This window comes from Brevibacterium salitolerans (assembly GCF_039531405.1).
Taxonomy (GTDB): domain Bacteria; phylum Actinomycetota; class Actinomycetes; order Actinomycetales; family Brevibacteriaceae; genus Brevibacterium; species Brevibacterium salitolerans.
This window is the reverse complement of sequence record NZ_BAAAPZ010000019.1, coordinates 47636-61499: the sequence shown is the minus strand read 5'-3', so window position 1 is coordinate 61499 and position 13864 is coordinate 47636. Positions and strand designations below refer to the sequence as shown.

The following is a 13864-nucleotide window of genomic DNA, read 5'->3' as shown; positions in this document are numbered from 1 at the left end:
ACCTCGAGCGCCTGTGGTGGCCTCGAAGGAGGGCGCGTGCAGGTGGGGGCCATGAGCAGGGGTATGACGGAGCGGTCAGCTCCGGACCGCACGTGCCTGCCAGCGGTGGTCCTGATGCTCGATGCGGATCGGGTGGTCGAAGCACTCGGAGACGAGCTCGCTGGTGAGGACCGACGTTGCGCTGCCGGCGGCGAGGACGCGGCCGTCCTTGACCAGCATCGCGTGGGTGGTCGTCTCCGGCAGCTCCTCCAGGTGATGTGTGACGAGCACGGAGGTGAGCTCCGGCTGCGTGCGATGGAGCGTGTCCACCGTCTCGAGGAACTGCTCGCGTGCAGCCACGTCCAAGCCGGTCGACGGTTCATCGAGGAGCAGCAGGGGCGGGTCGGTGATGAGTGCACGGGCGATGAGCGTCCTGCCGCGTTCGCCCTGTGACATCGTCGGCCACGTGAGATCCGCATCGAGGCCGAGCATCTCGATGAGGGCGTCGGCCCGGTCCAGTGTGGCGGAGGCGGGAACCCACCGGGGCATCAGCTCGGTGGTGCCGGTGATACCCGTGAGCACCACCTCGCGCGCGGTGCGGGCCGACCGCAGCGGATGACGCGGATTGACGTGACCGATCGACTCCCGCAACATGCGGATTTCCACGCGACCAAGCTGGTGACCGAGGACGTGGACGGTCCCGCGGGTGGGATGCCTCTCCGCACCGCACATGCTGAGGATCGTGCTCTTCCCTGCCCCGTTCGGGCCGATCAGCGCCCAGTGTTCGCCGGTGGAGACGGTGAAGTCGATGCCCGTGAGGATCTGCCGCGACCCGCGGACCACATCGACGTTCCGCATCCGCAGGACCTCATTCATCGGGTGCTTCCTCCTCGGTCTGCTCTGTCCAGTGCGTGCTCAGTCCGGTATGTGCCGCCGCGAGGCAGGTGGCATCACTGGGACTGGGTAGACTCTACACAACTCCTCAGACAAGTTGAGGGCCGGGTGAAAGAGGGCGAGTGGGGAGATGAGCGTGATCGGACGGACGCCGCTTGCCGACCGGGTGGCGGAAGCGCTGCTGACGCGGATCCGCGCCGGCGAGTGGACGCTGGGGGCCAGGCTGCCCGGCGAGACGACTCTCGCGTCCCAGCTCAAGGTTGGTCGCTCGACGGTCCGCGAGGCCATTCGCCAGCTCGCTGGCAGGGGTGTCCTGGAATCGCGGCAGGGCTCCGGCGTGTTCGTGACGGCGCTGGACGTCGCCGAGGACTGGGATGCGGTGCTGCGGCGCGCAGGGATCGTTGCGGTGCTCGAGGCGAGGATCGCCATCGAGGCCGAGGCGGCGGCCTGTGCTGCGGAGCGGCGCACGCCCGACGGCATGCGTGACATCCGCCGCGCGCTCGCGGACCGTGAGGGGCGGGAAGCGGGCAGTGAGGCCTGGGCGGAAGCGGACATGCGATTCCACCGTGCCGTCGTCGCTGCGGCCGCCAATCCCGTCCTGCTGGAGATCTTCGACTCGTTCGTGCCGCGAGTGCGCAGAGCGATGCTCGAGATGCTCCGTATGGGCAAGGGCCTCTCGGACGAGTCGGATCATGACAGCCATGCGGGCCTCGTGGAAGCCATTGCGGCAGGTGATGCTGTGGCAGCCCGCCGTCTGAGCCGCGCACACCTCACGGCACTGATGGGTGTTCTGCAGTAGGGGCGGGCCAGCATGTGGGTGTCCTGCTCGCCGCGCTGCTGAGCATTCCTCCCGCATGGGCAGGCCCGGGCCCGCGTTCACCGGAGCTTCACGGAGCGGTGGCCTCCTGCGCTTGTCCGCAAGGGATCTAAGCGTATAGATTCACCCGGCAGGCACCTCCTCCGAAAGGGTTCAGCAGTGAGCCGTACTGATACCGCCGGCGCTCCGCAGCAGGCGGATCTCCATTACGAGACCCCCGAGGGCCGCCGGAACTTCTGGTCGACGATCGTCTCGATCTGGCTCGGGACGACCATGGAGTACGTGGACTTCGCGCTCTACGGCCTCGCCGCCGGACTGGTGTTCGGGGAGGTCTTCTTCCCCGAACAGGGGCCGGTGGTCGCGCTGCTCTCTTCGTTCGCCACCTGGGCCGTCGGCTTCATCGCGCGCCCCGTGGGTGCCATCGTGCTGGGACGGGTGGGCGACAGACACGGGCGGAAACTGGTCCTCGTCATCACCGTGGCGCTCATGGGCGTCTCCACCACGGCGATCGGCCTCATCCCGAGCTATGCCGCGATCGGCGTGTGGGCGCCTGCGATCCTCGTGTTCCTGCGCATCTGCCAGGGATTCGGTGCAGGTGCGGAACTCTCGGGAGGTGCGGTGATGCTCGCGGAGAGCGCACCCACGAAGAGGCGCGGGCTCGTGGCCTCTCTCATCGGTGTGGGTTCGAACAGCGGAACCCTGCTGGCCTCCTCGGTGTGGCTCCTGGTTCTCCTCCTGCCGCAGGAGGACGTCGTGGCCTGGGGCTGGCGCATCCCGTTCCTGTGCTCGATCCTCGTGGCCGGTGCCGCTCTGCTCCTGCGCAGGACGATGAGGGAGAGCCCGGTCTTCGAGTCCTTCAAGGAGTCGAAGGAGCAGAACCTCGCACACGCCGCGCAGGAGCCACAGGGTTCCGGATGGCGGGCGTTCTTCGTCATGCTCGGCCTGCGCATCGGTGAGAACGGCCCCTCCTACATCGCGCAGGGGTTCCTGATCGGCTATGTCGTCAACGCGCTGGCGGTCGACAAGTCGGTGCCCACCACCGCCGTGGTCGTCGCCTCCCTCCTCGGCTTCGCGGTCATCCCCTTCTCCGGCTGGCTCACCGACCGGTTCGGCCGCCGCATCGTCTACCGCGTGTTCTGCCTTCTGCTCGTCGTCTACGGCGTGCCCGCATTCCTGCTCCTGGAATCCCGCGAGCCCCTTGTGGTGGGAGGCGTCATCGTCGTGGGCATGTGCCTGGCCTCGCTCGGCATGTTCGGTGCGCAGGCGGCTTACGGGGCGGAGCTCTTCGGGGTGCAGCACCGGTACACGAAGATGGGGGTCGCGAAGGAGCTCGGCTCTATACTCTCCGGAGGGACGGCGCCGATGGTGGCCGCGGCTCTGCTCGCGGCCTGGGGATCGTGGATCCCGCTGGCGGTCTACTTCGTGGTCATGGCCGGGATCGGTCTGGTCACCACCTTCTTCGCTCCGGAGACCCGCGGCCGTGATCTCACGCTGCTGACGGACGCAGTCTGACGAAAGGCGCACACGTGACCAAACGGCCCACCCAGGAGGAGGTCGCGCGGATCGCCGGGACCTCGACAGCCGTCGTCAGCTATGTGCTCAACAACGGTCCGCGCTCGGTCTCCGAGGACGCGCGGCGGAGGGTGCTCGCCGCCATCGCGAAGACCGGGTACAGGCCCAACAGCGCGGCACGCGCGCTCGTCTCCGGCCGCAGCACCGTCATCGGCCTGGTGGTTCCGGATCTGGCGAACCCCTTCCTCGCCCAGCTGACGCAGAGCCTGGAGCGGGAGCTCTTCGGCCGCGGCTACTCGCTGCTCATCGGGGACTCCGGCGATGAACCCGCCCGGGCGGCGACAGTCGTCGAGACGCTCCTCGCCCAGCAGGTGGCGGGCCTCGTCTGGTACTCGGTCGACCTGCCGCCGCCGCTCGACGTGCTCGGAGGCTCCGCCCTGCCTGTGGTCGTGGTCAACGACCTCGCCGGTTCCGGAGTCACGGAGGCCGCGCCGGCCGGTCGCCTCATCTCCGTGGACGCGGAGGAGTACCGAGGTGTGCGGCTGGCGACGGAGCATCTGCTCGCGCACGGGCGCACCCGCATCGCGCATCTGGGTGGGCCCCAGGGCAGGCTCAACTCCGCGGAGAGATCCCGAGGCTGGGCCGATGCGGTCTCCGCGGCAGGGTTGTCTCCGACCGTCCGGATGAACGTGCCATTCACCCAGGAGGCCGGCGCGGACGCGGCGGGACACCTACTCGAGTCCGGCTGCGACGCCGTCGTCACCGCGAACGAGATGCAGGCGACCGGGCTGCTCAGAGGACTCCATCGAGCAGGCGTCAGGGTCCCTGAGGACCTCAGCGTCGTCGCCTACAACGGTACGCCGGCGGCGGCCTTCGCCATTCCCTCGCTGACCACCGTCGAGCTGCAGGTGTCCGCACTCGCGCGCGAGATCGCGGATGCGCTCGAACCCGATTCCGCAGTCACCGGACTCACCGCCGCCTCCGAGCTCGTGCGCCGGGAGAGCTGTGGCTGTGAGGTTCCGGCAGCGGAGGCGGACGCATGAAGGTCGTGATCGACTGCGATCCCGGCAACGGCATCCCCGGCGCGAACGTCGACGACGCGATCGCCCTGGCCTTCGCCCTCCGGCATCCGGAGATCGAGGTCGAATCCATCTGGACGGTGTTCGGCAACACCTCGGCGGCGGAGGGCCGTGATGCCGCGGCGCGGCTGCTGCGGGAGCTCGGTGGGCGCGGACCCCGCCTCCTGCAGGGCGCGGACACACCACTGTCCGGGGAGCGGGCCGCCTGGCGGTCGCGTCTGGACGCCCCGGGGCGCTCTCCCGAGGTCTGCCGGCGGTGGGGGGTCGCGGAACCTCCGCACCGGTACGGCGCCGAGGCGGGGGAGGACCCACTGCCCGCACTCGCCGCAGACCTCCTCGCCGCGGGCGACAGCGTGACGCTGGTGTGCCTCGGCCCGCTGACCAATCTGGCCCGGCTGCTCCGTCATGCCCCCGCTGCCCTCGCCGGCGTCGAGCGGGTCTGCCTCATGGGAGGCTTCCTCGCCAGGAACGAGGACGTGGACACCAACTTCGCGGTGGATCCCCATGCCGCGCGGGCCGTCCTGAGCAGCGGGCTGCCGCTCACCGTGGTGCCGCTCGACGTGACGAGGACGACCGAGCTCTCGTGGGAGCGGTGGACCCGGATCAGTGCAGAGGCACGGGCTCGCAGCCCGGAGGACCTCGCCTCGATCGGGCGGTGGCTGGAGCCCTGGCTGGCGCACAGCAGCGCGACCCGCCCGGTGAATGGGATGTGGCTGCACGACCTCGTGGTCCTCGCCGCGCTCGTGGAGCCCGGGCTGGTAGCCCGTGCGCGGCGCCGGGTGCGGATCGCGGAGCGCCCGGCCGGCAAGCTGCTGCCGGATCCGGAGGGGACGGAGGTGGACATGGTGACCGCGGTGGACAACGACCGGCTGGTCGAGGCCTGGGCCGAGACCGTCCTGGGCGTCCGGTCCGGTGCCTGAGAGCCCGGAGCGCATTAGTCTGAAGTCGCACCCTGCTTCCGACCGTATTGTGAGGGCACCCACCATGCACACGCGTCAGGCCTCCGCCTCCCCGCAGACCAGCGCCTTCGACCCCGTCATCGAGCGCCGGGGCACCAACTCGATGAAGTGGGACGCCGCTGCGGCGACGCTCACGCCGGCCCAGGCCGCGGCGGAGCCGCTTCCCATGTGGGTGGCCGACATGGACTTCCGCGCACCGCAGCCGGTCGTCGATGCGCTGCACGAGGCGGTGGAGTTCGGCGTGTTCGGGTACTCCGCAGGGCTCTCCGCGGGATTCCTCGAGGCGCTGACCTCCTGGCAGGGACGCCGCTACGGCTGGACGGTCGATCCCGAGTGGGTGCTGCCCTCCGCCGGCATCATCACCGGGCTCAAGACCGTCGTGCAGACGGTCAGCCGGCCCGGCGACACCGTCCTCATCCAGCCGCCGGTCTACGGACACTTCCATGAGGACATGCTCATGAACGGCCGCCGCCTGGCGTACGCACCCCTGGTGCGCGAGGGCGATCGCTACCGCTTCGACCCGCAGGTCTTCGAGGCCGCCATCCGGCCGGACACTGCGGTGTTCATCCTCAGCAACCCCCACAACCCCACCGGCAACGTCTGGTCTGCGGACGAACTGCGGCAGATGGGTGAGATCTGCGCCCGGCACGGCGTCCTCGTCGTCTCCGATGAGGTGCACCAGGACCTCGTGCTCAACCCTGCGGCGGCGCACACGCCGTTCGCCACGCTGGGCGAGGAGTTCGCGCGGAACAGCGTCACCTGTGTGGCCCCCAGCAAGACCTTCAACCTCGCGGGGCTCCAGGCGGCCGCCATGGTCATCCCGGACGCGCGACTGCGCGCGGCCGTGGCGCGCACCTACGAGAGGAACTTCTTCCCCCTGCTGAACAGCCTGGGGATGGTGGCCGCCGAGGCCGCCTACACGCACGGCGAGCCCTGGCTGGAGGGCCTGCTGGAGTACGTGCGGGGCAACCGCGAGCACTTCGCGCAGAGCGTCAACAGCGCCTGCCCCGGGTTGCACGTGCTCCCGGGCGACTCCCTCTACCTGGCGTGGATGGACTGCCGCGGGCTGGGGCTGAGCGTCGAGGAGCTCGACGACTTCATGCTCACGCAGGCGCGCCTCTGGCTGGACCGCGGGCCCAAGTTCGGCGTCGAGGGCAACGGCTACATGCGGGTCAATCTCGGATGTCCCCGCAGCACCGTCGACGAGGCGATCTCCCGCCTCACCGCAGCTGTCGCTCGGCGGGGCTGACCTTCTTCGGGAGCAGGAGGGGAGTCGCGGTCCCTACAGGAGCATAGCCGGAGGTTATGGCGGCATTCGCTCCCTCGATCGGGGTGCTTCTCGCCGAGCAGGTCAGCGCCAATGAGACCTGGGCGGCTGCGAGCACTCTCGGTGCTGCCCTGCTGGGAATGCCGCTGGGCAGCCTCGCCGCCACGCACGGCAGGCGGACCGCACTCGCCACCGGCTGGTGGATCTCCGCAGCGGGCGCTCTCTCTGTCACTCACCGTCTGGGTCGGAACACTCGGAATGGTGCTCGGCCCCAACCTCGGTGTGCCAGGCGGGGCGCCCAGTGCGGTGACGGGCATGACGGTGTTCGCGGGTGCGTTCCTCATCGCAGCGGTCTGTCTGTTTCTGGGTGGACTCGCCGTCTTCGTCTGGCTCCGCCCGGATCCGCTCACCGGCTCGGGTGGTCCGGGAGCGGTGAAGGCCGGGAATGCAGCGGAGGGAAGCGTCCCCGCTGCGAAGAAGGCCCCGTCCGCGCGCATCCGGGAGGCCGGGGCGGAGCTGCGCGGGAACCCTCGTGCACGTCCAGCGGCCCTCGCGATCGTCCTCGCACAGATCGTGATGGTGTCCATCATGACGATGACCCCGGTGCACATCGCCCCTCAGGCCGACACCGTGACGCTGGTGGGCATCACCATCAGCCTCCATGTTCTCGGCATGTACGTGCTCGCTCCTGTGGTGGGGCAGGTGACGGACCGGATGGGCCACCGCTCCGCGATCGCCATCGGTGTGCTGATCTTCTTCGCGTCGCTTCTCCTTGCGGTCCGGCGACCGGACGGCACGCCGTGGATCATCTGCTCCCTCATCCTGCTCGGCGTCGGCTGGTCGTTCGCCGCGGGCCCGCTGCTCGCGCTGACCAGCTTCTCCGCCCTCGGTCTCATCGCCATGGTCTTCCTGATCCCGCTCATCGTGCTCCTCGCCGGCCGCGCCTTCGCCCGGCTGCGGGCTGAGGTTTGAGGGCGCCTCACTCAATGCAGGGCGCCTGTCTGCCCTTCAGGAATGCCAGAGGGAAACGTCCTGCCACCTTCGGGGAGCCCCCATCGACTGGACAGTCAGGGTCTGTGAGGTCGGAAATGCCTGTAGGAGCGCTGCCAGACGCAGAGGCCAGTCAGAGCCGGAGTCAATCGTCCGCAGTAGGTAGGCGATGACAGCCAGTGCGTTGTACGTCCCAAAAGTTCCCTTGGTGGTTTCCTCGTCTCTCAGGTGATCCAAGGCCGGAATCTGACCGATCTTGGGTCTTGCTGGCGCATATTGGAGACTGCGGTTGTACAGCCTTCCGTGGTGCGCAGCCACGTTTCGCACGTAGTTGAGGCTGGCGAGCCAACTGGCCATGAGCTTCTTCGTCGGAACTTCGAATGCGCTTGCGATCTGTTCCGCGTCCACCTGCTTCATGCCTCGATAGAGCACTGCGAGGTGGCCCAACTCGAGTATTTCGGTGAGCGCCCAGATCGGCATTCGGTCGTCGTACTTCTCGCGGAAATGGTCGACGAACCGCTCATCGGAGCCTGCCCGGCGGGCATTGACTCGTTGGAGCCATTGCACGTGTCGGCTTGGGGCGGGTCGGCGCGTGTCAGTGCTTTCAGCTGTGAATGCCGGGGTGAAACAGTTTGGATCTTCATGTGCGAATGCGGAAGTGCGCCCGAGTGCATAGCCGATACGCGTGCGGACTGCGACTTCGATGCGTTCAACACCTTCCATGACAAGCATGCGCAGCTGTCTGTCGAAGGTGATGATTTCTGCAGCGTGTGTGAGCGTGGTCCCCGACCGGTATCCGCTGAGGATTCGCATGCGGGGGCGACCCTGCGCGTCGAGGTATTGTTCGGACTTTCTGAACGGATAGAGATAACCGGTGAGACGGTAGTAGCCCACCGCTTCCAGCAGTGCGACTGCGTGAGCCTTGTCCGACACTTCGACTCCCTGTCGCGTGAGTCGGAGGATCTGCTCCTCGACGGACAGCCACGGCTTCGCGTACTCGGCCATGTGGCTCTCCTCTCTACGAAAATCAGCCCGCGCCTTGCGGCAACGGGCTGATCATGATGTTCACATCATAGCAGGGCTGGCGTCTGCTCGACGGGGAGGCCTCTCACGGCCGCGGGGACGTCAGCGCCTCCGGCGAGAGGTCCAGACGACGCAGCAGCTGCGCGTTGAGCGCGACGACCACGGTCGAGGCGGACATGAGGATCGCGCCCACGCTCATGGGCAGCACGAAGCCCACGGGTGCGAGCACCCCGGCGGCCAGCGGCACGGAGATGAGATTGTAGCCGGCCGCCCACCAGAGGTTCTGCTTCATCTTGCGGAAGGTCGCCCGCGAGAGCGCGAAGACGGAGAGCACGGCGCGCGGATCCGAGGACGCGAGGATGACGCCCGCGGAGCCGATCGCCACGTCCGTGCCCGCGCCGATCGCGATGCCCACGTCGGCCTGCGCGAGCGCGGGGGCGTCGTTCACCCCGTCGCCCACCATCGCGACCTTCCGCCCCTCCTCCTGGAGGGAGGCGACGGTGGCGGCCTTGTCCTCCGGGCGCACCCCGGCGAACACCCGGTCGATCCCGAGCTGACCGGCTACGGTCCGGGCGACGGCCTCGGCGTCTCCGGTGATCATCACGACCTCACTTCCCGCGGCGTGGAGGGCGTCCACCGCCGCACGGGACTCCGGCCGGATCTCGTCGGCCAGCCGCAGCGCGCCTATCACCTCACCGTCCGCGAGGACGTGGAGGATGATCGCGCCCTCGTCCCGCCACTGCTCCGCCACCGGCAGCTCTGCAGTACCGTGGCGCTCCAGCAGATGCGGCCCGCCCACTGCCACGAGGGTGTCCTCGATCCGGGCGCTCACGCCCTCCGCGGGGGAGGAGGTGAAGTCGCGGGCGGAGGCGAGCCCGAGGCCGCGGTGCTCCGCCGCTCCCACGATGGCCTTCGCGAGGGGGTGTTCGCTGTCCGCCTCCGCCGCGGCTGCCAGCGCCAGCACCTCGTCCGCGGTTCGTGCGCCGGCGGGCTCCACTCCGGTGACGGTGGGTTCGCCCCTGGTGAGCGTGCCGGTCTTGTCGAACAGGACGGCGTCGACCGTGCGCATGGATTCGAGCGCGAGCCGGTCCTTGACGAGCACGCCAGCGCGGGCGGCGCGCTCTGTGGCGATCGAGACGACCAGCGGGATGGCGAGGCCGAGGGCGTGCGGGCAGGCGATGACGAGCACGGTGATGGTCCGCACGACCGCACTGTCCGGCATTCCGAGCAGGCTCCACACGAGCGCGGTGACCGCGGCGGATCCCAGGGCGAACCAGAACAGCCACCCGGCGGCGGTGTCCGCGATCCGCTGAGCGCGGGAGGAGGAGGCCTGGGCGTCGGAGACGAGCTTCCGGATCCCCGCGAGAGCGGTCTCATCGCCCGTGGCGGTGACCTCCACGCGGAGCCCGGAGTCCGTGGCGACCGTACCCGCGACCACCGCGGCCCCGGTTCCGCGGCGCACCGGCCGCGACTCACCGGTGACCATCGACTCGTCCATGCTGGCCGCACCGTCGATGATCCGGCCGTCCGCGGGCACCGAGGCGCCGGGCCGTACGACCACCACGTCGCCCACCCGCAGGTCCTCCGGGGAGACGGTGGCGATCTGCTCGCCCTCGACCCTCTCGGCCTCGTCCGGCAGGAGAGCGGCGAGGGAGTCCAGCGCGGAGCTGGTCTGCGCGAGTGAGCGCATCTCCAGCCAGTGCCCCAGGAGCATGATGGCGATCAGCAGGGCGAGCTCCCACCAGAAGTCGAGCTCGTGGGAGAGGAGATGCAGGCTCGCGCCCCAGGAGGAGAGGAGCGCGACGGTGATCGCCAGAGCGATGAGCAGCATCATCCCCGGCTTCCGGTCGCGGATCTCCGCGAGGCCGCCCGTGAGGAAGGGCCTGCCGCCCCAGACGTACATGAGCGTGCCGAGGACGGGCGAGACCCACGGCACCCAGGCGAGATCCGGCAGGCCGTAGCCGAGCAGGCTCGCGAACATGGAGTTGAAGGCGACGACGGGCACCGCGAGGGCGAGCATGATCCAGAAGAGCCGCCGGAACTGTGCGACGTGGTCTCCGTGCCCGGAGTGACCCGCGTGACCTGAGTGGCCCGCGTGCTCGGCGTGCGCAGCATGACCCGAGTGACCCGAGTGGTCTCCGTGCCCGGCGGGCTCCGCCGCGGTGTCCGAGGCCAGCGCGCCGTGGTGATGCGCCTCGTGGTCGTGCGCCGGCGGGGCGGGGTGTGTGCGAGAGTCGTGCGAGTACGAGTGCGGGTGACCGGGGGTCATCGGCGTTCCTCCTCCCATGGCGGCGGCCGCGTGGAGCGGTGTGGTCGTCGGCCGACCACTCTCCGGAGAATATACCCCCAGGGGGTATTTTTCAAGGAAGGTCCGCCGGCACCTGCGCGTGGGGAGGAGCGATGCACCGGGTGCTGAATGTGCTTGCGCCGCCGGATGGAGCCGGCGGCGCAAGCGCATGCGGTGAGGAGTCGAGCAAGCGCCTCAGGCGCGGGCGCCGAGGCCCACGATGTGCTCCGGCAGGCGCTCGTTGCTGCCGTACATGAAGTGGTTCTCCATCTTCTCCGAGAAGCGGCTGGCCTCCGTCTCCAGCCCCACGGCCTCCGCGACCTGACGGATGTGCATGGGGGCCGCACCGCAGCACACGCCCAGGTAGTTCACGCCCAGGCCGTAGGCCTCGCGGGCGAACGCGCCGATCTCATAGCGGTTGGTCTGCAGCGGGTCCAGCGCGGTGGGGAAGGTGCGGCCGTGGGGCGAGGGCACGCTGGCCGCGACATCGCTGAGGTTGAAGAACGTGGGCTCCGCCTGCGTCGTGCGGTAGGGGATCGGCAGAGCGCCCACGTGACAGGAGACGGCCTCGCGGATCGCCGTGAGGTGCGGCAGCATCGTGGCCGGTCCGCGGAAGCAGTTGAGGCCCACCACGTCCGCACCCGCCTGCTCGAGGCGCTTCGCGGTCTCGACGACGCTCACCCCGTCGGCCATCTCCTCGAAGGCCATGGGTGCGAGGGTGATGACGGTGGACAGGCCGGTGGCCCGCGCCACCTCCAGGGCCGTGAGCGCCTCCTGCGCGTAGTAGAAGGTCTCACCGATGATGAGATCAGCGCCCTCCTCCACGGCCCAGCCCACCATCTCCTCGAACATCGAGCGGACCTCTGCCTGCGCGGCCGGGTTCTCCGGGTCCCAGATGTTGGAGTTCGAGATGTTGCCGGCCATGAGGTTGCCGGGCTTCGCATCCGCCACCTGGCGGGCGATCTGCAGGGCGCTGCGGTTGAGCGGCTCGAGCAGATCCTCCTTGCCGATCACGCGCATCTTCTCGCGGTGGCCGTTGTAGGTGAACGCCTCCACGATGTCCGAACCCGCCCGCTGGAAGTCCACATGCAGGGTCCGCAGCGCCTCCGGGTGCTCGAGCGCCACCTCGGGCACGAACTCGCCTGCGGTGAGGTAGCCGCGGCGCTCCAGCTCGAAGAGGAAGCCCTCTGCGACGATCACGGGCCCGGCGTCGAGGCGGGAGGTCAGCTCGTTGGTCATGGGGGTCTCCAGTCGGTCGGTGCACTGCAGTGCACGGGTGGGCGTCGGGGCGAGTGCACGGCGGTCTCCGCTGCGCGCGGAGGCCGCCCGGCACTGTCGAGGATGCCCCAGCGGAGCCCGCGCCCGTGCGAGCGATGTCACAAACCGTCGCCGGGCGGGCCGGGCCACGGCGGCCCAGCCGCAGAGAGGAGGGTCCGGACGCCCGCAGCGGACGTCCGGACCCTCGGAGCGTGCGTCAGCGGAGTTCGCCCACCCGCTTCTCGATCCTCGCGCCGACCTCGGCGTCGATGTTCCTCCAGTACTGGAGGGAGTTGGCCAGGACGGGCTCCTCGCAGGAGGCGAGCATGCCGGAGACGGTCTCGACCAGCCGGTCGCGCTCCTCCTCGGAGTAGACCTCGCGGACCAGGGTGTGGGCCTGGCCGAAGTCGTCGTCCTCGGCGTGGAGGGAGTAGGCGGAGCGGATGAGTGCACCGTCGGCCTCCCAGCCGTTGTCCACCGTGCCCTGGGCGTCCTGGTAGGCACGGCCGTAGGAGTTGGGTGCGTAGACGGGTGCGGCACCGGAGTGGTGGTACTGCATCTGCCCCTCCTTGTCGTAGGAGTTCACCGTGGTCCTGGGGGCGTTGACGGGCAGCTGGTTGAAGTTCGTGCCCACCCGGTTGCGCTGGGCGTCCGGGTAGGAGAAGACGCGCCCGAGGAGCATCTTGTCCGGGGACACGCCCGTGCCGGGAACGGTGTTCGAGGGGCTGAAGGCGGCCTGCTCGATCTGGGCGAAGTGGTTGGTGGGGTTCTGGTTGAGGGTGAACCTGCCGACACGGTGAAGCGGGTAGTCCTTCTTCGACCAGGTCTTGGTGAGGTCGAAGGGGTTGAACCGGTAGGTCTTGGCCTCCTCGTAGGGCATGATCTGCACCGAGAGCGTCCAGCTGGGGTGGTCCCCGCGCTCGATCGCCTCGAAGAGGTCCCGGCGGTGGATGTCCGCGTCCTCACCGGCGAGCCTGGCGGCCTCTTCGTTGGTCATGTTCTCCACGCCCTGGTCCGTGTGGAAGTGGTACTGGACCCAGAACCTCTCGCCTGCGGCGTTGATCCACATGTAGGTGTGGGAGGAGTAGCCGTTCATGTGCCGCCAGGTCCGGGGCAGCCCGCGGTCGCCCATGAGGTAGGCGACCTGGTGCGCGGATTCGGGGGAGAGGGACCAGAAGTCCCACTGCATGTTGGGCGAGCGCAGGCCGGAGTCGGGCAGGCGCTTCTGGGAGTGGATGAAGTCGGGGAACTTCATGGGATCGCGGACGAAGAACACCGGGGTGTTGTTGCCCACCATGTCGAAGTTGCCCTCGTCCGTGTAGAACTTCAGGGCGAAGCCGCGGACATCGCGCCAGGAGTCCGGGGAGCCGAGCTCGCCGGCGACGGTGGAGAAGCGGGCGAGCATGGGCGTGCGCCTGCCGGGCTGGAGGAAATCGGCCTTGGTGTAGGCGGAGACGTCCTCGAGGACCTCGAACTCGCCGAAGGCGCCGGAGCCCTTGGCGTGGGGGCTGCGTTCGGGCACGCGTTCGCGGTCGAAGCGGGCGAGCTTCTCCACGAGTGCGACGTCGTGGAGGAGGAGCGGGCCGTCGGGGCCCACGCTGAGCGAATGCGCGTCGGACTCCCGGGGTGCGCCGGACTCCGTGGTCGAGGCGTGCTGCGGATCGAATGCTTCCATCATCATCCTCCTTCGATGCGAAGGGCTCCTTCTGCCCCTCGGCTCGCGAGGTGCGAGGCTCTCAAGGGCCATGCTCGTCCTACATTTGAATGATGTCAAACAGTGAACGAATGAAGAGGATGGGG

Annotated in this window: 11 protein-coding genes; 6 read left to right on the top strand and 5 right to left on the bottom strand. The window is 69.1% G+C overall.

Annotated features, from left to right (window positions below; translation table 11 throughout):
• Window positions 1-75 precede the first annotated feature (75 nt).
• On the bottom strand, window positions 76-855 hold the full coding sequence (locus ABD240_RS15795; protein WP_344338421.1) for an ABC transporter ATP-binding protein: 780 nt from the start codon (window positions 853-855) through the stop codon (window positions 76-78).
• Window positions 856-1003: 148 nt separating this feature from the next.
• Here ABD240_RS15795 and ABD240_RS15790 point away from each other — a divergent pair, with 148 nt between their 5' ends.
• The 6 genes from ABD240_RS15790 (at window position 1004) to ABD240_RS15765 (ending at window position 7479) form a co-directional block, all read left to right on the top strand.
• Window positions 1004-1672, top strand: coding sequence for a FadR/GntR family transcriptional regulator (locus ABD240_RS15790; protein ID WP_344338419.1), 669 nt, complete (start codon window positions 1004-1006; stop codon window positions 1670-1672).
• A 177-nt stretch (window positions 1673-1849) separates the two neighbouring features.
• Window positions 1850-3202: an MFS transporter gene (locus tag ABD240_RS15785; RefSeq protein WP_344338417.1), complete on the top strand. Its 1353-nt coding sequence runs from the start codon at window positions 1850-1852 to the stop codon at window positions 3200-3202.
• 14 nt (window positions 3203-3216) lie between these two features.
• On the top strand, window positions 3217-4245 hold the full coding sequence (locus ABD240_RS15780; protein WP_344338415.1) for a LacI family DNA-binding transcriptional regulator: 1029 nt from the start codon (window positions 3217-3219) through the stop codon (window positions 4243-4245).
• A complete protein-coding gene (locus ABD240_RS15775) occupies window positions 4242-5201 on the top strand; it encodes a nucleoside hydrolase (protein WP_344338413.1) in 960 nt (319 codons plus the stop codon). Before ABD240_RS15780 ends, ABD240_RS15775 begins: the two co-directional genes overlap by 4 nt.
• Before the next feature lie 64 nt (window positions 5202-5265).
• Entirely contained in the window at window positions 5266-6489 is a 1224-nt protein-coding gene (locus ABD240_RS15770; RefSeq protein ID WP_344338411.1) for a MalY/PatB family protein, read from the top strand.
• Between the two features lie 111 nt (window positions 6490-6600).
• Window positions 6601-7479: an MFS transporter gene (locus ABD240_RS15765; protein ID WP_344338409.1), complete on the top strand. Its 879-nt coding sequence runs from the start codon at window positions 6601-6603 to the stop codon at window positions 7477-7479.
• Window positions 7480-7515: 36 nt separating this feature from the next.
• Here the strand turns inward: ABD240_RS15765 and ABD240_RS15760 are convergent, their stop codons facing one another.
• The 4 genes from ABD240_RS15760 to ABD240_RS15745 form a co-directional block, all read right to left on the bottom strand.
• Entirely contained in the window at window positions 7516-8502 is a 987-nt protein-coding gene (locus ABD240_RS15760; protein WP_344338407.1) for an Abi family protein, read from the bottom strand.
• Window positions 8503-8605: 103 nt separating this feature from the next.
• Window positions 8606-10789 carry a heavy metal translocating P-type ATPase gene (locus ABD240_RS15755; RefSeq protein WP_344338405.1) on the bottom strand — a complete coding sequence of 728 codons (2184 nt, stop codon included), beginning with the start codon at window positions 10787-10789 and terminating at the stop codon, window positions 8606-8608.
• A 213-nt stretch (window positions 10790-11002) separates the two neighbouring features.
• The gene (locus ABD240_RS15750; protein WP_344338403.1) at window positions 11003-12046 is read right to left on the bottom strand and encodes a homocysteine S-methyltransferase family protein; all 1044 of its coding nucleotides are present in this window, start codon (window positions 12044-12046) and stop codon (window positions 11003-11005) included.
• 235 nt (window positions 12047-12281) lie between these two features.
• Complete coding sequence (locus ABD240_RS15745; protein WP_291796151.1) at window positions 12282-13739, bottom strand: catalase; 1458 nt, start codon at window positions 13737-13739, stop codon at window positions 12282-12284.
• Window positions 13740-13864 lie beyond the last annotated feature (125 nt).

What these genes read in the sequence shown, in the direction of transcription:
- ABD240_RS15795 (WP_344338421.1), bottom strand. Translation starts at nt 855, where the DNA reads ATGAATGAGGTCCTGCGGATGCGGAACGTCGATGTGGTCCGCGGGTCG.
- ABD240_RS15790 (WP_344338419.1), top strand. Translation starts at nt 1,004, where the DNA reads ATGAGCGTGATCGGACGGACGCCGCTTGCCGACCGGGTGGCGGAAGCG.
- ABD240_RS15775 (WP_344338413.1), top strand. Translation starts at nt 4,242, where the DNA reads ATGAAGGTCGTGATCGACTGCGATCCCGGCAACGGCATCCCCGGCGCG.
- ABD240_RS15770 (WP_344338411.1), top strand. Translation starts at nt 5,266, where the DNA reads ATGCACACGCGTCAGGCCTCCGCCTCCCCGCAGACCAGCGCCTTCGAC.
- ABD240_RS15765 (WP_344338409.1), top strand. Translation starts at nt 6,601, where the DNA reads ATGAGACCTGGGCGGCTGCGAGCACTCTCGGTGCTGCCCTGCTGGGAA.
- ABD240_RS15760 (WP_344338407.1), bottom strand. Translation starts at nt 8,502, where the DNA reads ATGGCCGAGTACGCGAAGCCGTGGCTGTCCGTCGAGGAGCAGATCCTC.
- ABD240_RS15755 (WP_344338405.1), bottom strand. Translation starts at nt 10,789, where the DNA reads ATGACCCCCGGTCACCCGCACTCGTACTCGCACGACTCTCGCACACAC.
- ABD240_RS15750 (WP_344338403.1), bottom strand. Translation starts at nt 12,046, where the DNA reads ATGACCAACGAGCTGACCTCCCGCCTCGACGCCGGGCCCGTGATCGTC.
- ABD240_RS15745 (WP_291796151.1), bottom strand. Translation starts at nt 13,739, where the DNA reads ATGGAAGCATTCGATCCGCAGCACGCCTCGACCACGGAGTCCGGCGCA.